We start from the raw sequence: 21,992 nt of genomic DNA, 5'->3' as shown, positions 1-21,992 counted from the left end.
CTCGTGGGCAGGCGTTTGCAGCAAGGACACGCTGTGTCCAGCATGTCGGTAAGCCTGGGTTGCCAGTGGGCGACGGTAAGGTCTGGAATGTGCGGATGGGTGACGCCTATCAGGGTGAACCGACAGAAGCGGATTGGACGTCGACAGTGACATCGAGCTGTACCAGCCCTCATGATCGCGGCGGTGGGCCGGCGCCCAAGCCCCCCGCACGCAGCGGTCCTGCTATCCGCGCTGTCCTGGCCGAACTGGCGCCGGACGATCTAGTCGAATTCGAGGCGGAATTCCGGATCGCTCTGGCCGAGACCGACGACGATTTCGACCTTGCCCGTGTTCAGGCGGTCATAGACAAATGGTGGGGACGCGCGTACTTGCGAATGCATCCGCCCACAGAGGAAGAGCGCGCCCTGGTTGCTCGTGTTGCCGCCGGTGATGTCAGTGGCCTGTATACGAAAACGTCTGATGGACAGTGGAAGAGCCACTAATTAATGGCCCGCTACCGGGTTGTGTGGCCAGACTTTCCACAACGGCAGTACGACTCGTTTCCACCCGAAACGCAGCGGCTGATCGACGCCAAGATCGACCTGATTCGCGATGATCCCGAGGGTTACGGCAGCTACGACAAGGCCACCGATCACTGGACGACGACTTTCGGCGACGGCATGGGATTCATCACGTATGCCGTGGTGCAGCAGAACGTGACGATCATCATCCTCCGACTGGTCGCGCTCTAACCGTCCCGCTTAATCTCCACTCCTGAAAAATTGCGGTCAACAGCAGCATCGCCAGCGTTAGGCGATAAGGACGGGCAAGAGCTAGCGCGGACCGCGCCGAAGGCGAATCGACGAAAACGAGACAACAGCGAACGCTGCCGCGCCTGGTACAGGGGCTGAACGCGCAAGCAAAGTTTATTCGGGGAGAACCCCATATGCGGGCGTTGTGGCTGGTCAGAGACTTGTCGGACCCCTGTTGTAGTGTCAGGGATGTCGGTGAGAGATCGCCGACAATCACCGAACAGAGTCCCGGCGGGTAGCCGGGACGTGAGCCCGGAAGGGGCAATTTGATGACTGATACCGCAACGTGTGTGACGCTGATGGAAGCGTGTGGGCGGGCAGGTGTGCCGCTGCTGCTTCGGTCAGGTCCGGGCATGGGCAAGTCGTCACTGGTGCGGTCGCTGGGTGCGGCCTATGATCTGCCGGTCGAGATAGTTACCGGATCGCACAGTGACCCAACTGATTTCGTGGGGCTTCCCTATATCGACCCGGCGGGTAATGGGGTGCGCACGGAGCCGAAAGCGTGGGCTAAGCGGCTGGTGGCAGCGGGTAAGGGAATCCTGCTGCTCGAGGAACTGACGACCGTGCCGGCGAGCACTCAGGGTGCAATGCTGGCAGTCGCGCTGGACAAGATGGTCGGCGAGGACCTGCGGCTTCCCGAGGATGTGTGGGTTTTCGCGGCGGCGAATCCGCCCGAATTGTCCGCTGGCGGTTACGAATTGGCCCCACCGATGGCCAACCGATTCTGCCATGTCGATTACGAACCCACGGTCGAGGAGTGGGTTGAGGGCATGATCACCGGCTGGAAAGCGGTTCCGGCGTCACGCGCGGTCGTACCCACTGAGGCGCATGTGTCCTCGCTGGTCGCGGCGGTGACAGCGTTTGTGACGGCGCGGCCTGCGTTGTTGCGCAACGCACGTCCCGACAGTGATGCCGAGTTGGGTGGTGCATGGCCGTCTGACCGGACCTGGGACATGTTGACCGCTGTGCTGGCGCGTCTGCGGGCCGACGACGTGGCGGCTGTCCAGGCCGCTGTGTTTGGGTTGGTCGGTGTTGCGGCGGGTCGAGAGTTCCTAAAATGGCTCAACTCCCGCGACCTTCCCGACCCTGCTGCGGTCATCGCCGACCCGTCCATTGTGGATTGGGCGCAGGAACGCCCTGACCGGTTGTGGGCCGTGCTGAACGGGGTCGCCACGTTGGCTGCGCAGGCTGGGACGCAGGAGATGTGGCGGCGGGCGTGGCAGCCGCTGGCGGCGTGCGCGAAGGCTGGCCGTCCAGATGTGGCGGCGGCTGCGGCGCGTGCGCTGGGCAAGGTTATGCCGGTGGACGCTCAGAAGCCTCCTGCGGCTGCGCGCGCGTTTATTCCCATTTTGATCGCTGCCGGTCTGATGGCCGACGACTCGCAGGGGAGTGCGGCATGAGCGCGGTGACGGCGGTGCGTGAGCTGACCGGCGATGAACTCCGCGCGTATCACACCGCGAATCTGGTTGCCTTTGACCGGATGTGGTATTTCGCCGATGGGCTGTTTTCGGTGATACCGGTTGCAGCGCCGGGGCTGGGAACCTTTGCGGTGGACCGTAGCTGGCGGCTCTACATGGATCCGGCGGTGCTTGTCGGCGATCAGGTGTGGGGTCCGCAGAAAACGGCGACGGCGTTGCTGCACGAGACGAGTCACCTGTTGCGCGATCACGCTGGCCGCGCGGATGCGCTGCCGCAACCGTTGTCTCAGATTGCGTGGAATTACGCCGGTGATGCGGAGATCAATGACGATCTGCTCGACGCCGGTCTGGTGTTCCCGATCGATCCGGTGACACCCGAGGCGCTCGGCCAGCCCCGTGGCGGGTTAGGCGAGGACTACTACGCCGCGCTGATGCGCGATCAGGACGCCGCTGGCGGTGCTGGCGGGCAGCAGTCCGGTGGCGGTGGGTCGCACGGCGCGGATGGCGCGGAATCCGGTGAGGACGGGCCGGGTTGCGGGTCGGGGTCGGGTTGTGATCCGGTGCCTGGTGAGCTGGGGGCCGCTGACGTGATCGGCGGGCGGCGCGGGATCGACCCGGCAACGGCGGACGGGATTCGCCAAGCGGTCGCCGAAGCGGTTGCGTCGGCGGTCGCGTCCGGGCGGGGCACGGTTCCGGCCGGTGTGCGGCGCTGGGCCGATGCCGTGTTGGCTCCACCGGTGGTGCCGTGGAATCGTGTTTTGCGGGTGTCGATTCGGCGGGTGATCGCCGAAGCGGCTGGCCGTACCGATTACAGCCTGGTACGTCCGTCGCGGCGTTCGCGGGATGTGTTGTTCCCCGGTCTGCGCGGCCCGAAGATCACGGTGGCTGTTGTGGTGGACACATCAGGTTCGATGAGTCCGGCCGATCTGGCTGCGGCGCTGTCGGAAATCAAAGGTGTTCTCCGCACATCGGGCGTGGCTCGCGAACGGCTGGTGGTGTTGACCGTCGATGCCGCGGCGTCTGCCCCGCAACGGGTATCGCGGGTTGAGGACATTGCGCTGATCGGCGGTGGTGGCACCGATATGCGGATCGGGATCGCTGCCGCCGAGGCGCTGCGTCCCGTACCTGACGTGGTGATCGTCTGCTCCGACGGACTGACTCCGTGGCCGGAAACGGCCGGGCGGGCACAGTTGATTTGCGTGGTCATCGGCAATGCTGGTTTGGCGCAATGCACACCGGAGTTCGCAGTGACGGTGAACGTTCCATCCGGTGCGGGACAACGCCTTTCCCGCGCGGCCTAGCGAGCCCGCGACTGGACCGCCCCGCCGCACGCTGGCGGGGCGGTCTTGTCGGTGGGGGCTGTTATGGTCTGAACATGTTCCGCCGAAAGGCGGCATACCACCTGATAGTCCCGGCCGGTAGCCGGGGCGCGAGCCCGGGAAGGGGCAGACCGCAATGGCAGAAACGGTCGGCATCGATCAACGACTCATGGCCTATGCGCAGCGCATCCTCGCCGGCACCGGCCTGACCGTCGAGGACACCACAGGAGACGATGCTGCGCCTGTCGGTTCAGCGGCCGAGGCGCTGCGCCACGGCTGGGACATGGCCCGCCGCGCCGGGAAGGTCCAGCGGTGACCGTCGAGTTCTATGACCTGGCCCAGCGGTTGTACGCCGCCCAGGTGGGGCAGCCTGTATTGCGGGTAGCGCGACCACTGTTCACGCTTTCGGCCGATTCACTGCTGGTGCATGCCAGCCGTGATGGTGACACGGTGAGCGCAACCATCGCGACCATCACCGGCCCGGCGGTCACCGTCACCGGGGCAGCGGCCGTCATGGCCGCGCTGCACGCAGCCAGGGCGCGCTTCGATGGTGAGACTGCCCGCCAGCTCGTCGTTCCCGATGCGGCGACCATGACCGTGTTGGCGGGTGCTGCGCGGGCGCTGCGCCTCGACGGCGACCGGGCGGTAGCCGAGGCGTCGGCGGTTGTCGGATGGTGGCTCGACCGCACCGGATACCCGGGAACCGGGGCCGTGATCAACCTGTTGGCCCATTCGCGTCAGCGCTACATCACCGGCGGGGTGCCCGGTGACGAGCGCGCCGCCGCGTACTGGCGGCGCGTTTTCGGCGTCGCTGAAGGTGTCGCGGGATTGGGGCAGTGGGCGGCGATTCTGGCGTCCGGGGAACCGATCGACAGCTTGGCCCCGGTGCTTGAGGACGACCACTACACCTACCGCAGCGCCGGGAAACGGTTCAGCGACGGGGGAGACTGGGCCGTGCCCGATTCGCCGGCCACGGCCGCGCTGGGTTTGCGGCGGCGCTGCAACGCCGCCGAACTGTGGGAATCGGTTCTGCTCGAGGACAGGCTGTGGCGACACCGCGCCGTACACACCGGCACCGTGACCGGGGGGGTGGTCGTCGATCACACCGGGACACGGTTCACGGTGGCCTGCGAGCGGATGGATTCACGGCTACGGGAAGGCGCGCAGGTTCGCGGCTGGCCCAACGGGATCGACAGCTTCGATCGGTCGTGGCCGTTCGTCGGGGAAATCACCGCCACCGAGGCCGTCGACGGCGCGCTGCACCTGACCGTGAGCGGAGTGCGGGCCGAAGCTCGACCCAATGCGGGCGAATGGGTGTCGCTGATGCCTGCCGCCCCGAACAGTCGGCGGGTCAACTCCGATCTGTACAACTATCGGCGGTTGTTGACCAGCAAAGAGTCATGGATCACCGCGGGCAAGACGCCCGGCAGGTTTAGCCGCGAAGTGCCGCTCGATGTGCTGATCGCGGCGGCAGAAACCGAGTAGTCCGCTGTGCGCGGTTCGGTGGGCGCGGCTTGTCGGTGGGCGCGGCTTGTCGGTGGGCTGCGGTAACGTTCGGTGTTGAACGGGGATAAGGGTTTTCCCCGGTTGATTGAACGAAAGTCCCGGCCGGTAGCCGGGATGCGAGCCCGGAAAGGGGCCATTGGATGCGTGCATTTAAGCCGCTCAACAATCGGGTATCGACGCCTGCCGCCGCGGCCGGGACACAAGACGACACCGCCGCGCGCCCGGCCACACGCCCGGTGACTGGTTACCCGGGGCAGGAATTGCTGGCCGATCCTGTCACCGCGCAGATCGTTCTGGCCGCGTGGGGTGGTGCCCCGGCTGTCGTCGTTCCTTCTCCGCCGGGAAGCGGAAAGACCAGACTGACAGTGCTTTTGGCGGCGCTGCTAGCGCATCGGGGCGGGCTGCGCGTGGGGATCGCGGCCCAAACCAGGGCGCAAGCCACCGATATCGCCCGCCGTCTGGCCGCGGTCGGCGACCGCGACAAGGTCGGCGTGCTGTGGAAAACCGGCGGGCCGCGCCCCGATGTGGGCGACTGCCCGATCATCGGGAACAAGTACGACGTGTGGCCCGCCAGCGGCGGCGCGGTACGTGTTGCGACAACCGCGAAATGGCTTGTATCCGAACCGGATCGACTCGGTGCAGATCTGTTGATTGTGGACGAGGCCTACCAATGCACCTACGGCGACTTGTGCGCGTTGGGTTCGATGGCGAAAAACGCGACCTTGGTCCTGGTGGGCGATCCGGGACAGATCGCTCCGGTGGTCACCGGAGACACTTCGCGGTGGGCCGACAGCCCGACCGGGCCACACTTGCCCAGCCCGCAAGCGTTGGCCGCAGCGCACCGCAACGCGGTGAGCATCATCGCGTTGCGCTACACCTGGCGGCTCGGACCCGCGACGACCGCGCTGGTGCAATCTGCGTTCTACCCCGAGTTGCCGTTCACATCCCGGCGTCCCGACGAGCACCTAACCTTCGATGGCGTTCAGTTGCCGGAGTTGTCGCACCGCGCCGTCTCTGCCGCCAACGGGCCTACGTCGCAATCGGTCATCGACGCCACGGTCGGACGGGTGCGTGAACTGCTCGATGGTGCCACCGTGACCACGGCGGCGGGTAGCCGCCCGCTGGGGGAGTCCGATATCGCCGTCGTGGTGCCCCACGTGGCGCAAGCCGCCGCGATCCGCGCCACCCTCGGAGAGTTCCCCGGCGTGCTCGTCGGCACCGCCAACGCCCTGCAGGGGCTTGAGCGTGCAGCGGCGGTGGCGGTGCATCCGATGGTGGGAAAACGTATCCCCGAAGGGTTTTCGCTCGACGCGAGCCGTTTGTGCGTGATGCTGTCCCGGCATCGCTGCCACCTGACGGTGCTAGTCGATGAGCAGACCGAGGCGGTGCTAGAGGGTCATGCCGGTGAGGATGACGTGGATGCTGCCGCAGCGGTATTCGACCAGATTTTGCGCACCAACGCCGTGTGAGCGGCCCGGGTCGGCCAGGGAAGTGGTTGTCGGTGGGTGGTCATAGTATGAGGGGGCCGGTTCAAACGAGAACGCTTGAGCGGCAACCATTGAGGAGAGTCCCGGCCGGTAGCCGGGACGTGAGCCCAGGAAGGGGCTGGAAACGATGACCATCACAACCAGTGTCAATACCGCTACTTCGCTCACGGCAGCGCAGACCACCGCGAACCGAGTGCGCGTAGCGGTATGCCGCAACAGCACCTACCTGCGCTTCTACGGGCCCGACGCGGCCACGGACAGATGCCCAGCATGCCGAGCCGAGCTAGAACAACTCGGACCCGAACACGGCCCGGTACGCCCGGATCGGCCGGGCGTGTGGGCGTGGTCGATGTCGCCGGAAGAGTGGGCAGGCGGCGGAATTGCCGTGCAGAACAGCCCCTTCTAAACCGGCGCAGCGCGCGCCGAATGCTGTCGGTGGCGATAGTTAAAGTGTTGGCGTCGGCGAGAAATCGCCGACAACAACAAAGAAAGTCCCGGCCGGTAGCCGGGACACGAGCCCAGGAAGGGGCAAAGTATCGATGAGTCAACATTTCGCGCCGGCGAGTATCGCCGACCCGGTGAACCCAAGATCGCGCCAGCCGAGAAGTGGGCGCGCCGGCTCCTACTCCCGTGTGGCGGCGAGCGGCAACACGCAAGTGGCGCAGAGTGATTCGGTGAAAGGGGAGCGGTGATGGGATACGATGCGTACACGGTTGATGTCGACTTCACGATCCCAGCCGACCAGGTTCCCACCGCGCTGGCAGCGGTCGAGGCCGAGTTCGGCAGCTATGCAAGCCTGGCAGATGCAGTTGAGGACATCACCTGTTTCGAGGACTGCGAAGAAGACCCGGATCAGTGGTTCAGCCTCGGCCACCACCGCGAGAAGTATTTGTCGGGCACGGATCAATTACTAGAGATTCTAGGCAGATTCGCCACTGACGGGTCGTATGTCCGGTTTGACGGCGAGGACGGCGCCCTGTTCGGCTTCCGCGTCGTTGACGGACGGCTGCGTGAGGAATCAGGCGATTACGTATGGCACCTCGACCCCGAGCGCCCGCTCGCGCCACAGAGGGAGCGGTGGACATGAGCGCGTCGAACAACGACGCCACTGCCGCCGGTGACGGCGAGCGTGGATGGGTGCCGTTGCAGGTGCGGCGCGATCGGCAGGCGTTCGAGCGCTGGTGGGCGGACGACGCCGACACCGAGGCCATCGCCGAGCTAATCGCTAACCTGGCGGACCCCTTCGATATCGAACACACCTTGCATGCGCTGGCCAACCAGGTCTTCCACACCGACCCGACTCCGGTGCCGTGGCTCGCGGTTGCCGGTTTGCGGCCAGGTGTGGGTGTCGACTGGATCAGTCTCGATATCGAACCGGCCCACGGCGGCGACGGGGTCGTCGACGGCGTAGAAGTCGTGCTGTGGCTACAGCCGGCCGGCTGCAGCCCGGCGGTGTCACTGCTGGTGTCGACATATGTGTCCAAACCGCACCGGGTGTTCGCTCCCGAACCGGCCACCAGCGCGCGGGAGACGCTGGCGTGGGTTATCGACACCGCCACGGCTCTGGTCAACACCGAGCTCGCCGACCGCGACCGGTTCAACGCAGTAGCCCGCGCACCCGCCGTGTCCTGACCGTTGGCGCCGCCCCGCCCGGCGGGGCGGCGCCCCGCACCCCAGCACCGTTTAGCCTTAGCACATGGTCGTGCGGAGTCCGCTCGGACGGTTCGGCGCCGTCGGCCGGATCTATTCCGCGGCAACCGGCATACGGGTAGCCCCATGGTGATCGCGTTCGCTGCTGCCGCGATCCGGGTGACACCGCCGGGCTGGTCGACGGCGCTAATGTTCTGCGCGTTCGCGGTGTGGGCCGCGTTTTTCATCGCGGACTTCTTCATCCACGACCTGGCGGTGAAGCGGCGTGCCTACTGGTCGGGGTGGCTGGGCGGCTGCACTCTGGCCGCCCTGGCGCTGCTGGACCGCGGGTGGTCGACCGCGGTAGCGGCTTTTGGGGCGTTCGCGCTTGTGGGGGCGATAGCCGCGATTCGCTTCACGCCGTATTTCAAAATTGGCGGGCGGGTCATCGCCCTGCACGCTTCGGATCGTCGGGAAGGCCGGCCAGCGCCGACGCCGACCTTTCCACGGCCCATCCGCGACACCACTGGCCCGCACTTTTGGTGGCTGTTCGTCGTTTTGGCGGCATTCGCCTCGCTCTGCGTCGTCGTCGGTAGCTACAGCTGGCAAACCCTCGCAGTCGGCGGCCCCCTCGTTGTCGTGATGGCCATGTTCGGTATTGACGACGGCCGGCGACGCTTTCCGATCGTGCGCCGCCAATATCTGCAGGCGGTGCTGTTGGCCGCGGTTTGCATCCCGTTATACGAGGTGCCGCTGCTGGTTTACGTCGCCGCCTACGCCTTCGGGGCATGGCAGCCGGCCCACCGTAGCCGCCACGATGCGGAGGCCCGCTACCACCACCACCACCACCACCAAGACCTCGGTGGACAGAGACATGGCGGCGCGGTAGCGCAGGCTACCGAATCCGGCGCCGGCGCCGAGGTGATCGACTATCCCGAAACACCGAACGACTAATGCCTGTCCACCGCGCCGCCCGGCCGTTCGACGGGCTACCCGGCGGGCGGATCGTCTACCCCATCCGCTAATCCATCCCGACGATTTTTGTCGGTGGGCGGTCATAGTATGAGGGTGTCGGTTTGAACGAGAATGTTTGAGCGGCAACCATTGAACAGAGTCCTGGCCGGTAGCCGGGACGTGAGCCCGGGAAGGGGCGAGGTTGATGTTCTTCTATATCGAGGACGACGTTCCGGTTTTTGTCGAGGATCTGACGTTGGAGCAGGCGCGGTATCTGTTGGCGCGCACCGAGGGTGAGCTTCCGTTGGCGTACAACTGGGCGCACCGGCAGGCGTTGAAGCTTGACGTCTATGAGCTTCAGGGTCAGATCGAGTGGCTGGAATCGGAGCGGGCGGCCCAGGTCACCGTCGAGGCTGCTGAAGATCACGCCCACGACCTGTACGTCGATTACGTGATCGGGGCGTGATCGACATGGGAAGTGATCGCAGCGGTGAGTTCGTCGACGAGCACGGGTATCCAACTGAATGGGGGATCGCCCAGCTGCGTGGGTTTAGCGGCAGCCCAGCCGGATTCGTCGACATGATCCGCAGACTGTGGTGGACGCCGTCGCTGATCGACGTGGCAGAAGCGGTCAACGAGCACCGGAACCCGGTGATGCGGGTTCGGCTGGTGACTGGCGGGTGGAGCGGAAACGAAGAAGTCGTGTCCGAGATCGGCATGACGTTCTTTTCGGTGTGGTACTGGCAGTCGAGTTACCGCGGCGGGCTGCACATCTACGACGTTCCCATGGATACATGGCGGACCGCGACAGAGATGATCGGACCCTTCCACCCCGGCTCGGATGGTGATAAGCGGGCGCGCCCGCAGCTTGAGTTGGTGATCGTCCGCGACCCAGACGGCGACACCGACTGCACATTGTTCTTGGATGGCCGCGAGCTGGTATTCGGGGCGGAGTACGACGAATACCAGATCGACGCCGGGCGCGGCTACACGTACAGCGACTGGATCGATGCCCGCGACCGTGCGGTGGCAGCTGCCTCGCCTGCGGCCGCAGCACGCATTGCCGCAGCCTACGACGATCCGCCCGGCGACCAGTACATCGATGACGCTCCGGACGGCTGGCCCTTCGGTTAAACATAGGTTGCGGCGATAGCCGGCGGCGCCGTCGTCGCCGCCGGCAGCGCTCGTCGACGACGGCGCCGAACTAACGACGGGTTGCGTCGTGTTGCAGCCGTGGCGGGCCCGCGTGCTCGGCTACGTTCAGTTCAGGGGAGGGGGGTAAGCGTTTATGGTCCGTTCTGCAATTGCTGCGGTCGGCGATTCTGTGTTTACCGGCCGGTGATCGTCGGTGGACAAATCGTGTGGGCCGGCTGCATGGCTGCTTGCTCGTGCGGGAGGGCACATGGCAAACGGGTGCTTAGGCGCGACCTCAGCGAAGCGCTCCACTGAAGAGCCGGAAAACCTCGATGGGCGCCGAGATTTGGAAGAACTATCCAGCCCGAGCTGCATGAATTGAAGAGGATGCGTTGAGTACCTATCGAGTCATCTACCGCGGTGGTGACTACACCGAGACCGACCATGTGCCCGCCATGGCTGAGGACATATGGGCGATCGTCAACCTTGACATTGCCGACGGCGGGGACGCTTACCAGCAACTGTTGCGCACGCTCGCCGTCGTCGCTGATTAGCCACCACGGTGACGGAAGGAACCGAATTATGCTGCCCGCCAAAGAAAGCAACGGCATGCGCTATGAGCTTGTAGCACCCGATGGGTCCGTTGCAGCGGACGGCGCCTTCACCGACGCCGACGCGAAGGCACCGCCCGGCGGGCTGATCGATCAGCTCGCCACCCTAATTGCCGTGCGCGAGAGCGAGGGCCTCGACGGGCGAGAACGCGCAAAGTGGCTCCCGTTGGGAACCGCGGAGCGGGCCGAGGCGGCAGCCGTATACGGCGACGAAATCGTCAGCGACTCCTGGGCATACGCCAGCGAATATCTGCACAATGCGTTCGTAGCGCGCCGTGACCTTCCCCTGCTGAACGGTTGGTGCATCCGCATCCGCATCGACCCCGCGACAAGGCCTGCTGGCCGATGAGTTCGGAACCGCTGCACCCAAACGCGGCAGCGCTGGCGCGACGGGTGAATAACGTTGTCCAAGGGCATGTCTCGCCGCACAGCGGCGACGACAGGCATTGTGTGTGGGACGACCGGATGTCGGGAAGCCGGTCATCCCGGCTGCACAGAGGGCTGACCGCCGCAAACCTAAGGAGCTCGCTATGGAGCTAAGAAATTCGCATGTGGGTACTGCGAGTGCAAAGGCGTGTACGAATTCCACGACGGTTAGTCACCAAGCGCGCCGCAATGACCGCCATCGGCGCAATGGTCTAATCATCACCGACACAGGAGATTCACCATGACTGATATCGCCACGACGTTCGAGGTTTGGGATGGCATGGGCGAAATGCGCCTGTCCACAACCGATCAGGGCGCAGCCTACAAGCTGTGTGATGAACTGCGTGACAACGATATTTCCGCCGAGGTTCACCGCAAGCGGTCTTGGCCGTGTGGCGACTGCGGTTGCACTGTGGTCTCCCATGGTGGATATGACACCGACTGTGACGGCTGCGGCGCGCGCTACAACGCATTCGGCCAGCGGCTACGCGATGATTCGCGGGCCAACCCGTCGAACTATGACGACGAGATCAGCGACATGGACGGCTATGAAATGCAGCACGCATACGACAACTAACCGCGCCCTCGAGCCGGCGTCCGGGTGTCGGAGCGCTGGCTACGACGTTACCGGCTCAAATTGCAACCGACACACGGAGAGTCAGCATGGATATCAAGCCTGGCGACCGCATCCGCAATATCTACGGATTCACCGGAACCGTTCTGCAGGTGTACGCCGATGAGGGACTCGCCCACATTCGTTACGACGACGAACGGCGTGGGCGCATCGTCGGACGCGACTGGCACTCAAAGATCAGTGAGCTCGAGCCTGAGTGATCATTCGTGTGTCGGCGACCAAATAGGGGGATGGATGTATTGGTGGGTCTATGACGAGGACGGGGATCTGGTCGACGCTGTCGAGGCCGGCAGCGTCGCAGATGCGTTGGCGCAGTTCACATATGCAGAGCCCACGTGGTTCGCGGTGCCGGATGGGTGGTCTGCTGTGCGCACCGGGAGTGGAGCTGCCGGATGAATACCCATCATCGGTGAAAGGGTTGTTTCGTCCCTGGTCCTCGTCGCCGCCGCGTATCTTGCGTCCCGGTAATCCGGTACCGACCGGGGCAGTTGGCTGATGAAGCTGGCGCTGCACGCCCCGGGATGGTGCCTTGTCGGCGCCAGTTGATAACTGGGTGGTCGCCTGCTGGGGTGGCCTCAAGGGGCGGACGGCATCAGTTGACGCGGGCGCGGTGAACGTCGGTCGCGGCGCGCCGTGCGAAGAATTGTTTTTGATTTGCGAGAAAATGCCTGTACTGTGTCGGCATGACCAATCCCGGATACCAGTTCCACGTACTCGGCCGCGGCGGGTTGTTCGAGGCCCAGACGTTCGAGGTGTTCTCCTACCCGATGGGTGACATCACCGTGCGTCGGATCCCGGATACCGATCTCGTCCAGGGAACCATCCAGATGATGGCGGTTCACGCCACCGCTGTGGACTGGACACTGGTCCAGCAATGGGCCGCCCTTGCAGAGCATCTGTTTCCCGGACAACCCCGGGTGCTGGCCCTTGCCTACCTCCCCAGCGCACGCGGCGACAAGGATGTTCCCAATCCAGCGCTGGTCAACGCCACGTTGGCCGCCGGGTCCGGCATCACCGACATCGTCACCATCGACCCGCACAGCGATGTGTGGCTGGCCGCGCTGCGGGCCACCAACCCAGCGATTCGCCAGCACCTGCTGCCGCTCGGCGACATCGTGCACCGTGCGCTGACAGCCGACGCAGGCGCGTCGGGGCACCTGGGGGTGATCAGCCCCGACAAGGGCGCGGTGGCGCGGGCCGGCGAGGTGGCCGCGCTGCTGGGCGTGCCGGTCTATGTGGCCAGTAAGAATCGTGACCCGCAGACCGGGCGGCTGACCGACTACTCGCTCGACGCCGACCTGGCGCCGGGCGCCTATCTGGTGGTTGACGACATCTTCGACGGTGGCGGCACGTTCGCACTGTTAGCTGGCGCCGTGCCGGACGGGGTGGTGCTCGACTTGTGGGTGACCCACGGCGGGTTCACTAAGCCGGACTTCTCCGCCGCGGCCCGCGCGCGTTACCGGCGCATCTACACCACCGATTCGCTGAGCTCCGCGGTGGCCGCCGGTTTGGCGGACAGCCAGATCCAGGTGACGGCCCTGGGGCCGTGGATCACCGCCGCGGTGCAGCTGGGTGAGTTGGCGGGGGCGGGGGAGCAGCGATGAGCGCCCCGACGACGTCCACCGAGCACCGACCCCGAAGAGATGCTGCCGCGGCCGACGCGGTTGTGGATCGCGTGGTGGACACCTTGCTGGCCACCGACGCCTACAAACTCGATCACCGCCGGCAATACCCGCCGGGCACTGAGGTGGTGTTCTCCAATCTGACCGCTCGGGGCAGCCGCGTTCCCGGGGTGGATGTGACGGTCTTCTTCGGCCTGCAAGCCTTCCTGACCCGGCTCACGCAGCGCTGGGATGAGTTCTTCGGCCTCGATGACGCCACCCTGGACCAGGCGCTCGCGAAGTACGACAGCGTAGTCACAGCACTGCTGGGCACGGGTGACGTCGGCACCGACCACTTCCGCGTCCTGCATGAAATCGGGTATCTTCCGTTGCGCGTCAAAGCATTCCGCGAAGGCGCCCTGGTCCCGCTGCGGGTCCCGTACTTCACGATCGAAAACACCGACCCCCGGGTTTGCTGGCTGACCAACTACCTGGAGACCGAGCTGTGCGCCGAGCTGTGGCAGCCGATCACCAGCGCCACAATCGCCTGGCGCAACCGGGTGCTGCTCGACGAGCGCGCCGAGAAGTCTGGTGACCCCGCCGCCGTCGACTATCAGGGCCACGACTTCTCCTGCCGCGGTATGGCGGGAATGCAAGCCGCTGCGGCCAGCGGCGCCGGTCATCTGCTGAGCTTCCGCGGCACCGACACCTTGCCGGCGGTCCGGTTCATCGAGCGCTACTACCCGGGCGACAACGGGATCGTGGCGGCGTCGTGCGCGGCCACCGAGCACAGCGTGATGTGCGCCGGCGGCCGCGACACCGAGCTGGAGACGTTTCGGCGGCTGCTGGCGCTCTACCCGGCCGGCATCCTGTCGATCGTCTCCGATACCTGGGATCTGTGGCGGGTCTGCACCGATTTTTTGCCACGCCTCAAGGACACGATCCTGGCGCGGGAAGGCAAGCTGGTCATCCGGCCGGACAGCGGTGACCCCGAGCTGATCCTGTGCGGGGACCCCGACGCCCCGCCCGGCAGCCCGGCGCGCCGCGGTGTGGTGGGCCTGCTGGCCGATGAGTTCGGAACGGTGCTCAACGACAAGGGATATCGGGACCTCGATCCGCACGTGGGCGCTATCTATGGTGACTCGATCACCTACGAACGCGCCGACGCGATCACCGCGAACCTGATGCGGCAGGGATTCGCCTCCACCGCAGTGGTGTTCGGCTACGGCAGCTACACCTACCAGTACCAGACCCGCGACACGTTCAAGATGGCGATGAAGGCGACGTGGGTTCAGATCAACGGCCAGGGCTACGACATCTTAAAGGATCCTGTTACCGACGACGGGACAAAGAAATCCGCGACCGGTCGGCTGGCTGTGCGCCGCATGATGGACAGCCGGCCGTACCTGATTGAGCACGCGGACGCCGACCAGGAAGCCAACCAGGAACTCCGGCTGGTGTACGAGGACGGAAAACTGTTGCGGCAGAGCTCATTTGCTGACGTCCGTGATGAACTGCGTCGCGAGACCGGGCTGTATCTGCGCCGCACCAAGCGTTCGATGTCGGCCAAGGAGGTGTGATGACATCGCTACGGGAAACCAACCTCGCCTACAAAGACGGGGAGCACTCCATCCACGGGACCTGGCTATCGGTGGACGTGGTGGCACTGACCCAAGACGTCGACACCGCGTGGATCGCGCTCATCACCCGCAAAACCCAGCCCCACCGGGGTGCGACCACACTTCCCGGAGGGCTGCTGGCCGCCTGGAACCAGGAGACGGTCGAACAGGCCGCGCGACGCATCATGCGAGAAAAGGCCGGCGTCGAGGTTGTCGGCGGTGTAGCCGTCCTCGATGTGGTCAGTGATCCCGGTCGTGACGAACGGGGGCACACCGTCTCCATCGTCGTCGGAGTCCGGATCCCCGCCGGCACCCCGGGCACCGTGCCCATCGAGGACATTCCCAACGACATGCCCTTCGGGCATTCCGCGATGGTCCGCACGGCGCTGGCCAAGATCAGCACCGGGCTGTTCACCGACCCCGCCCTGACCTACGCACTACTCGGGGAGGCCACCACCTTCACCGACGTCATGGCGCTCGCCCGGGGGTGCGACCCGAGCGCCAGCGAGAGCACGATCGGCTCGCGGCTCCGCCGTTGCGGCATGTATGAGGTGGACCCGGACCACAGCCGCAAACGCGAAACCGGTCCTGGCAGACCAGCTCTCGTCTTCACGAAAAGCAAAACCAAGACGCGCCGCGCCGCCAGAGCCACGGCCCGCGCGTGATCTCCGATCGGCTTTTTCTGTCGCCGCTGTGGGTGCGCTGGCCAGTGCGCACTGCGGCATCGGCGGTCCTTGTCGGTGCCGTCGTCTTCTGGATATTTCCGATGTTCGTGTACCAGATCGGGTGGTTGTGGGCCGGGCTGGCCGTTATCGCGTTGTGCGCGATCACCTCCGGGGCCACCACATATATCCAGCGGCCGATCCGCCAGCGCTATCTCGATGCGCTGCAAGGACTTGACCGCAAGAAGAGCCTGGCAGCGCTCGAGGCGTTGCGCACCGGTGTGGTGCCCGCCGATCCGGACATACTGGCTGCAGCCATCCGGACTGGCACCCTGGCGCAGGCCTACCAACGGGGGACATCCCGCGCGCAGCGTGCGGCTCAGTGGTGGATACCGGTTGCGGTCATCGTGGCCGCGGTGGTCGAGTTCCTCGCATCTGTTCCCCTCCTGGGTGGAATGCTCATCGGTGTCGCCTTCCTATCGGTGATTCAGTCGATGACTAGGGCGCGCCGCCGGCAGCGCACACGGGAGAACCTCGAGGTACTGCGCGCCGCTGCCGACTCGGCGGCGATTGCTTCGCCTTACGATCACGAGAGGGCGATCGCAGTGCCGGCGCGCCGGTACTGGCAGCTCGTGGCGGCGGTCGCGATCCCGGTGATCGTGTTGATGACGCTGATCCATATCGTGGATCGAACAAGCCCAGATTGCCGCGTCGTGCATGCTGCGGTGAAACTGATCTACGACAAAAGGCAGCTGGCGGATCCGCAGAACATCACCCGAAGCGAGCCAGACATCGGGACCTATCGGGACTGGTCACAACAACTGCGCGACTACGCCAAACGGGTGTCGGAGCCTCGTATCGCGCCGCACCTGGGCCGCATCGCCGACCTATCCGATCAAGCGGTCGCACAAGTCGTGCAGGCCCGCGACGCCCACGCCACGACACCAGCCGACCACCGAGATCAGCAGAAGGCCTTTGAAACCACCATGCAGGCCCTCGTCGACGAAGACAACGCGGTGGCCGCGGTCTGCTTTCCGCACCACGTAACGCCGCCATGACATCCGTCGCCCAGGTTTTAGGGTTGCACAATGATCAGTGAGCTGAATCCGGCGCTGCTGGCACCGCAACCGCCAACGAGTCGAGGACAGCGCATCGGTCCGCGTAGTGTGTGCGCCATCGCGCTGATTGTGCGGCGCGAGAAATCCGATCGTGTCTGTCCACCGTTATCGCCCACGCGGTGGCGCCGTGGATGCTATCGGTGAGCGCAATGACCGATTACCTCAACCCGCACCGCGGAAGAGTCGATGACCCGAATCCTCGGCGGCACGGGACGCACTGGGCATGGTTCGTCGGTGTGCTGGCGGGCTTGGCGCTGGTGGGTCTCGGGGTGGCCGTCGTGCTGATGTTGCCACTGGCCATGGCCACTGACAACTGCCATGACGGCAGCACCGACAGGGTGTGCACGCTTTCGGCGGCCGGTCAGAACCTGCTCGTCATGATTCCGTGGATGTGTCTGGGCGCCGGCCTAGCCGCGGCCATTGTGGGCGCCGCGGTATGTGCGCGTTTCCGCCGGACGCCGCTGATCGGCATCCCGATCGGGATGGCGGCGTATCTCGCGATGATCCCAGTCGGCTACGAGATCGCGTTCCATGTTTGAGGTTTAGGCCACATAGGTCATCGCGTGATCGCCTGCCGGCGCGGCTGTGTCACGGGCAAGCCGCGCGGCCCGCGAGGCGACAGTCATGGGCGCGACGTCGATGTCTGTCGCTGGCGCGTCAGCAACTTGATGAGCAGGTGCCCCGCGGTGGCCGGGTGGTGGTCGGCTGATTGGTTTGGATGGTGAACAGGGGAATTCGTGTGTAACGCAACCGTTTCGGGCCGCGCCGGCTGGTTTGGAGGTGAGTGTGCACGCAGTACCCGTCGCCTGGCGATGTCGGTGTGTGACGATATCCTCTGATGTGTCGGGCGCGTAGCTCGGCGCCGATGAGCTCCGGCGGGTAGCCGGGGCGTGAGCCCGGGAAGGGGCGGTGAGAGGTATGAAAACGCTGGCCAGTCTGGCGGAGATTTACGCCGAATACGACAAGTGGGAGCAGCGATTGCAGCGGGCCCGCCGGCGGCGTGAGGTGGCTGAGCGCAGCATTGAGCGCTGCTACAAGCACCTGGCGCCGACGGTGATGGTTGAGCAGGTTGCGGCGCTGCTGCGTCCGCATTTTCCGCAGTACCGGCTGCGGGTGCTCGGTCCTTTCGGCCTGTGCTCCGAGACTGCGATTCACGCTTACGATGAGCGGGGGGAGTGCGTGGGGTCGGTTGCGTTTCGGCCATCCGGTAACCGGCTCAACGTGGTCGATTACCGTCGTGACAGCGGCAGGTTTGCCCCGAATACCCTCGGTGCACTCAACGGGTTGAATCATCCCGAGGCTGCTGCACCGACCAGTGTCGCGGGCTTAGTGCAGGTTTTGGCAGATTCCATCGATCCCCCGGGCCAGCCTGCGGGCAATCCGGAGGATGGCGTGATCGATGCCATCGACGCTTTGGTGAGCGTCCAGTTGGAGCGTGAGCCGTCGGGCTACGACCACAACGTCGGTCAGCCGCGCTGCGAACTATGCGGTGGGGACTGGCACGGCGATGTAGTGAGCGCCAATGAAGTTGGAACCGTGGATCGGCCTCGTATCCAGGGCTGCCCGGGTGCCTATGCCACCGCTGATGCGCGCGATGCGTGGAAGAAGCAGCGCCCGACCTGATCTCGTGGCCCCCCTGGAGGCCGTAGCGCTCATCCGCCAGCCTCCCCGGGGCCGGACGGCGTGGTTTCCCGATCCTCGTCCGGCCCCGAGCCTGCCCACCACAACGCGAGCAATCGCCGCAGTACACGATAAGCAGGCGGCGTCAGGCTTTGAGATGTGGCCAGACGTCGTCGAATTGGGCTAGTTCGGCTTCGGTCATGTGTGCGTCGGCGGTTCCAGGCCACCATTCGTCGCCGAATTTTGCTTGCCCGTAGGCGTGTAGGAATTCGATGACACGGCTGGGGTCGGTTTGTGCCATGATTTGGTGTCCTGTCCTGTTGTGATTGTTTTGGTGACAGCGGTCGCCCGGTTGGGAGCGACTGGGGTGGCGCGCGGCGACCGGTGACGCTGACGAGTTTTGCGTATCTGCCCCATCAGGTCGCTTCACGCACTACATGGCCGCGTCGTGGATTTGCTTGCGGTTCACCGGTCGTCGTCGTACCACACCGACATGACGGAGTCGTTGTAAGCTTCGGTCCATACGCCGGCGGGCAGTTGGACGCTCGGGACGTTGTAGTTGCCGACATAACCGCCGAATGGGAAGGTATAGCTCCAGCCGTAGGGTCCGTCGGTCCAGATCAACACGGTGCGGCCCTGTTCCCAATCGTCAACTTTGACCGTGGGCCGCTCGAATCCGAACCGCCGCGCGTTGAATGCCTCCATGAGCGCGTCGGCTACCTGTTCGGCCTGTTGGGCAGTGGCTTGCTGTGTCGTCATTGTTGCTTTGTTCCTTGTTTCGTCTTCTGTTGTGCCTAGCGCGGTTTAGCAGCGGTCGCCGTTGCCGGCGATGAGGGTGGCGCAAGATCCTGCGGCAATGCAGACGGCGCGGACCGGCTATCAACCACAGCCCGGTAATCATTGCCGGACTCTGGAATCTCAAGACCCACAATCAATTACGGTCCACCTCTTAGTCGTCCAAGTGGCTCAGTGAGCGCCGAATAGCGTGTGATGCCGCTGCGTCGAGCACTGTGTATGGCTCGTAGTTGGCGGGCAATGTGGTGAACTCATCGAAACTCAGCGCGGGCTGCGCTTCGCCTGTGACGGCGAAGTATCGCCAGCCGCGACGGTCGTGCTCGTGCACCCAGACCGCACCCTCGCAGTCCACGACCACGTCATCGCAGGCAACCTCGTCAGCTCTCATTTGGTTTTACCTCCGCCCGTGTGTTGTCCGGCCCGGCCCGTAACAGGCCATTGTGGGTGCTTATCGAACTCGCGGGCAGATCTGTGCGCGCTGATGTTCGATGGCGTCGGCGAGGTCTCGCTCGCGTTGAGTCATGTCGTGGGGCATGCCGTCGATGTAGGGGCTGTCGAGTAACGCTTCCTGGCGGATGAGCGCGGCTACTGCGGGACTGGCGTGGACGATGTCGTAGGCGCGGGAGGCGATCCAGTCGTGCCAGTAATGGCCGGCGCCGGGGTCGATGCTGTATTCGGTGAACGTGACCTGGGCGCCGTCGATGAACAGTTGCATGCCGCATTCGTAGTCGGGGCTGCGGTCGTGGAACAGTTCGACTCTCAATGTTTCCCCCTCGCAAATGTATGGTTACCCTCGACTGCTAAGGCCGCCGGCGGGTCAGCAGGGCGCATCATCGGCCGGTAGCGCGCTGTGGCCCTGGTGTAAAGGGTGGCATCCCGGCACGTGCTGAATAGTGGAGCGACACACGCGGGGGGCCTACGGCAGCGCTGGTGCGCGCGGGGCGTGGAAGAGGCAGGGCCGGCCTGTCGGTCCGGCGAGCTCGAGGCGCATGATGCCGGTGCGTGCGCCCCGTCGCAGGTCTCAGGTGTTGGCTGAGAGGTACACCGAGTTGAGCACACGCGCCCGGATCAATATCGGTTGCCGGCCAGTCGGCCGATCGCGGTGATTGTGTTCCCTCAGACCGAGCGAGCGGGCACGCTTGGGGCAAATGGGTGGGGGAGGGTAGACCTGGCCAAGCGTTGAAAGTATGAGGGGCAGAAGGCCCGTAAGCGGCGAGGCCGGCGCACACCGGGCGCCACCTACGGGTCCAAGTGAAAGTGAGACGAAATGATGATGGTAGGCAATCGGTGACGGTGATCATCTCCCGTGTTGCCAACGCGCTGATCGCTAACGTCGACGTCGGCGTACCGATGACGTCGGCCGCTGGACGAGTCCTGGGCCGTTACCGCCGCCGCTACGGTGGACTGTGGGTCGGTGGCCGGGTCACCGTTACAACTACCGATGTTCAGTTCCACGCCAACGCCCTCAACCGCTCGATCCAATCGGGACAGCTGGACATCATCATCGACCTCCGCTCGATCGATTCGGTCGAACTGCTACCAGGCTTCGTCACCAAGATCATCGCCATCCGCACCGGTGACCAGGTGACCAAAATCCGCTGCTTCGGCGCAGCGAAGGTCGCCGAGCTGATTCGCGCTGCAGCGTCGTCCGCGGGTTCGGCTGCACAGGCATGAACGTGGGCTGGCCCGCTGTATCTCGGCGGGCGAACTCGCGGCTGATCCTGATGTGCGCCCGGAGGTTTCGACCTCCCTGTGTGCCTAGTTACGCGGGTTCGGCGCTGATGTTTTGACCTCTTCGGCACCGATTACCGACCAGTCCTTAACATCGCTGTCGACCTGCGGCCATTCTTCGATACCTTCGAGTTCCCATGCGCTCTCGACGTCAAAGTCATCGTCAACCTCGACGCGGTAAGTGTTGATCTCGGTTGTCCGAATGGTGACGTCAATTTGTTTCATTGTTGCACTCCAATCACTTTGTGGCCCAACGGGATTGGTGGAGGCGTGCCCGTCGCAGTGACCCCGTCGCAGGAGTCGAACCTGCGACGGGGTGTGTAGCGTGAGCGCGCCCCGGCGCTTGGTTGCGGCCGCGCTGAGCGTGGGTTGTGGTGGGGCCGGTGGGCGGCGGGGTTGTCGTAGGGGTCGCCTGGGCTGGCTGGCGGCCCGGTGAGCTCGAGGCGCGGGGGGCACAGGCCGCGAAAGCATGGGGATTGTGCCCCTCATACCAAGCGAGCGGGGCCGGTGGCGGCAAAGGACGGGGGTAGGGGAGCGAAGGCAAGCATTGAAAGTATGAGGGGCAAGCGTCAGCTGTCCCGTACTGCCGCGCCGGAAAGGAGGAAAGACCTTGCGCCATAGTCGAAATGGGGTGATAGTACGAAAAGCAGTGGGATACAAATGGAGTAAGCGGCGAAGCCGCGAGCTGGCATGAAACAACCGATAACGCAACGATATTCGACAAGGAGGCGAAGCCGAAGAATGGGTCGCACAAAACCCCAAGCAACACAACAACACACAGCCACGTAACCCGGTCACGGCGAAGCCGAGACCGCAACCATCCACCACATCGAAAAGACAACGCGCACAACATAATTGACCCCGCAACGGGGGTAGCCGGCCGGAGGCCGGCGTGCGTCGTCGGCGCTTGCGCCGGCGGTCTCCGCTGCGGCGAAGC

General features: G+C 64.9%; 29 protein-coding genes. 24 read left to right on the top strand and 5 right to left on the bottom strand.

The features are described from left to right. The first annotated feature begins 95 nt into the window (after window positions 1-95). The 23 genes from AWC14_RS14050 to AWC14_RS13955 all read left to right on the top strand — a co-directional run bounded on the left by AWC14_RS14050 (window position 96) and on the right by AWC14_RS13955 (window position 18,532). On the top strand, window positions 96-482 hold the full coding sequence (locus tag AWC14_RS14050; RefSeq protein ID WP_224164051.1) for a DUF6247 family protein: 387 nt from the start codon (window positions 96-98) through the stop codon (window positions 480-482). A gap of 3 nt (window positions 483-485) precedes the next feature. Further along, window positions 486-731: a hypothetical protein gene (locus AWC14_RS14045; RefSeq protein WP_083071423.1), complete on the top strand. Its 246-nt coding sequence runs from the start codon at window positions 486-488 to the stop codon at window positions 729-731. 329 nt (window positions 732-1,060) lie between these two features. Continuing rightward, a complete protein-coding gene (locus AWC14_RS14040) occupies window positions 1,061-2,191 on the top strand; it encodes an AAA family ATPase (RefSeq protein WP_083071422.1) in 1,131 nt (376 codons plus the stop codon). 5 nt (window positions 2,192-2,196) lie between these two features. After that, on the top strand, window positions 2,197-3,510 hold the full coding sequence (locus tag AWC14_RS14035) for a vWA domain-containing protein (RefSeq protein WP_084024820.1): 1,314 nt from the start codon (window positions 2,197-2,199) through the stop codon (window positions 3,508-3,510). A gap of 154 nt (window positions 3,511-3,664) precedes the next feature. Next, a complete protein-coding gene (locus AWC14_RS14030) occupies window positions 3,665-3,844 on the top strand; it encodes a hypothetical protein (RefSeq protein ID WP_085241308.1) in 180 nt (59 codons plus the stop codon). Beyond that, on the top strand, window positions 3,841-5,013 hold the full coding sequence (locus AWC14_RS14025) for a hypothetical protein (RefSeq protein ID WP_084024807.1): 1,173 nt from the start codon (window positions 3,841-3,843) through the stop codon (window positions 5,011-5,013). The genes AWC14_RS14030 and AWC14_RS14025 overlap by 4 nt, the downstream gene beginning before the upstream one ends. Window positions 5,014-5,174: 161 nt before the next feature. Next, a complete protein-coding gene (locus tag AWC14_RS14020; protein ID WP_084050257.1) occupies window positions 5,175-6,503 on the top strand; it encodes an AAA family ATPase in 1,329 nt (442 codons plus the stop codon). A 709-nt stretch (window positions 6,504-7,212) separates the two neighbouring features. Continuing rightward, window positions 7,213-7,608: a hypothetical protein gene (locus AWC14_RS14015; protein ID WP_084031086.1), complete on the top strand. Its 396-nt coding sequence runs from the start codon at window positions 7,213-7,215 to the stop codon at window positions 7,606-7,608. After that, window positions 7,605-8,153 (top strand): hypothetical protein, encoded by a 549-nt coding sequence (locus AWC14_RS14010; RefSeq protein ID WP_085241306.1) that lies wholly within the window; start codon window positions 7,605-7,607, stop codon window positions 8,151-8,153. The genes AWC14_RS14015 and AWC14_RS14010 overlap by 4 nt, the downstream gene beginning before the upstream one ends. Window positions 8,154-8,297: 144 nt before the next feature. Continuing rightward, window positions 8,298-9,104: a hypothetical protein gene (locus AWC14_RS14005; protein WP_084024811.1), complete on the top strand. Its 807-nt coding sequence runs from the start codon at window positions 8,298-8,300 to the stop codon at window positions 9,102-9,104. Window positions 9,105-9,309: 205 nt separating this feature from the next. Next, window positions 9,310-9,570 carry a hypothetical protein gene (locus tag AWC14_RS14000; RefSeq protein WP_084024806.1) on the top strand — a complete coding sequence of 87 codons (261 nt, stop codon included), beginning with the start codon at window positions 9,310-9,312 and terminating at the stop codon, window positions 9,568-9,570. Between the two features lie 5 nt (window positions 9,571-9,575). Next, window positions 9,576-10,238: a hypothetical protein gene (locus AWC14_RS29620; protein ID WP_224164088.1), complete on the top strand. Its 663-nt coding sequence runs from the start codon at window positions 9,576-9,578 to the stop codon at window positions 10,236-10,238. 392 nt (window positions 10,239-10,630) lie between these two features. Next, entirely contained in the window at window positions 10,631-10,792 is a 162-nt protein-coding gene (locus AWC14_RS28725; RefSeq protein WP_158089909.1) for a hypothetical protein, read from the top strand. Between the two features lie 28 nt (window positions 10,793-10,820). Next, entirely contained in the window at window positions 10,821-11,198 is a 378-nt protein-coding gene (locus tag AWC14_RS13990) for a hypothetical protein (RefSeq protein ID WP_084024812.1), read from the top strand. A 318-nt stretch (window positions 11,199-11,516) separates the two neighbouring features. Next, entirely contained in the window at window positions 11,517-11,852 is a 336-nt protein-coding gene (locus AWC14_RS13985) for a hypothetical protein (RefSeq protein ID WP_085241304.1), read from the top strand. 86 nt (window positions 11,853-11,938) lie between these two features. Beyond that, the gene (locus AWC14_RS28720) at window positions 11,939-12,109 is read left to right on the top strand and encodes a hypothetical protein (protein WP_158089908.1); all 171 of its coding nucleotides are present in this window, start codon (window positions 11,939-11,941) and stop codon (window positions 12,107-12,109) included. 34 nt (window positions 12,110-12,143) lie between these two features. Then, a complete protein-coding gene (locus AWC14_RS29205) occupies window positions 12,144-12,305 on the top strand; it encodes a hypothetical protein (RefSeq protein WP_211282300.1) in 162 nt (53 codons plus the stop codon). A gap of 287 nt (window positions 12,306-12,592) precedes the next feature. After that, a complete protein-coding gene (locus tag AWC14_RS13980; RefSeq protein ID WP_084024814.1) occupies window positions 12,593-13,513 on the top strand; it encodes a hypothetical protein in 921 nt (306 codons plus the stop codon). Beyond that, complete coding sequence (locus tag AWC14_RS13975; RefSeq protein ID WP_084031087.1) at window positions 13,510-15,090, top strand: nicotinate phosphoribosyltransferase; 1,581 nt, start codon at window positions 13,510-13,512, stop codon at window positions 15,088-15,090. The genes AWC14_RS13980 and AWC14_RS13975 overlap by 4 nt, the downstream gene beginning before the upstream one ends. After that, window positions 15,090-15,794 carry an NUDIX domain-containing protein gene (locus AWC14_RS13970; protein ID WP_084024816.1) on the top strand — a complete coding sequence of 235 codons (705 nt, stop codon included), beginning with the start codon at window positions 15,090-15,092 and terminating at the stop codon, window positions 15,792-15,794. The genes AWC14_RS13975 and AWC14_RS13970 overlap by 1 nt, the downstream gene beginning before the upstream one ends. Beyond that, the gene (locus AWC14_RS13965; protein ID WP_085241302.1) at window positions 15,791-16,849 is read left to right on the top strand and encodes a hypothetical protein; all 1,059 of its coding nucleotides are present in this window, start codon (window positions 15,791-15,793) and stop codon (window positions 16,847-16,849) included. Before AWC14_RS13970 ends, AWC14_RS13965 begins: the two co-directional genes overlap by 4 nt. 209 nt (window positions 16,850-17,058) lie before the next feature. Continuing rightward, entirely contained in the window at window positions 17,059-17,448 is a 390-nt protein-coding gene (locus tag AWC14_RS13960; RefSeq protein ID WP_084031088.1) for a hypothetical protein, read from the top strand. 379 nt (window positions 17,449-17,827) lie between these two features. Continuing rightward, window positions 17,828-18,532 carry a hypothetical protein gene (locus tag AWC14_RS13955; protein WP_084024819.1) on the top strand — a complete coding sequence of 235 codons (705 nt, stop codon included), beginning with the start codon at window positions 17,828-17,830 and terminating at the stop codon, window positions 18,530-18,532. A gap of 142 nt (window positions 18,533-18,674) precedes the next feature. Here the strand turns inward: AWC14_RS13955 and AWC14_RS28715 are convergent, their stop codons facing one another. The 4 genes from AWC14_RS28715 to AWC14_RS13940 form a co-directional block, all read right to left on the bottom strand. Beyond that, the gene (locus AWC14_RS28715; RefSeq protein ID WP_158089907.1) at window positions 18,675-18,830 is read right to left on the bottom strand and encodes a hypothetical protein; all 156 of its coding nucleotides are present in this window, start codon (window positions 18,828-18,830) and stop codon (window positions 18,675-18,677) included. Window positions 18,831-18,994: 164 nt separating this feature from the next. After that, a complete protein-coding gene (locus AWC14_RS13950) occupies window positions 18,995-19,288 on the bottom strand; it encodes a hypothetical protein (RefSeq protein ID WP_084031089.1) in 294 nt (97 codons plus the stop codon). Window positions 19,289-19,478: 190 nt separating this feature from the next. Continuing rightward, window positions 19,479-19,712 (bottom strand): hypothetical protein, encoded by a 234-nt coding sequence (locus tag AWC14_RS13945; protein ID WP_084024882.1) that lies wholly within the window; start codon window positions 19,710-19,712, stop codon window positions 19,479-19,481. 60 nt (window positions 19,713-19,772) lie between these two features. Beyond that, a complete protein-coding gene (locus AWC14_RS13940) occupies window positions 19,773-20,087 on the bottom strand; it encodes a hypothetical protein (RefSeq protein WP_084031206.1) in 315 nt (104 codons plus the stop codon). Window positions 20,088-20,611: 524 nt separating this feature from the next. Between AWC14_RS13940 and AWC14_RS13935 the strand changes: the two genes are divergently transcribed. Then, complete coding sequence (locus AWC14_RS13935; RefSeq protein ID WP_084050296.1) at window positions 20,612-20,998, top strand: hypothetical protein; 387 nt, start codon at window positions 20,612-20,614, stop codon at window positions 20,996-20,998. Between the two features lie 84 nt (window positions 20,999-21,082). Here the strand turns inward: AWC14_RS13935 and AWC14_RS13930 are convergent, their stop codons facing one another. Continuing rightward, entirely contained in the window at window positions 21,083-21,280 is a 198-nt protein-coding gene (locus AWC14_RS13930; RefSeq protein WP_084024885.1) for a hypothetical protein, read from the bottom strand. Window positions 21,281-21,992: the final 712 nt, after the last annotated feature.

Origin of the sequence: Mycobacterium kyorinense (genome assembly GCF_002101735.1) — a bacterium.
GTDB lineage: Bacteria > Actinomycetota > Actinomycetes > Mycobacteriales > Mycobacteriaceae > Mycobacterium > Mycobacterium kyorinense.
This window is presented reverse-complemented; position numbering and strand designations above follow the sequence as displayed.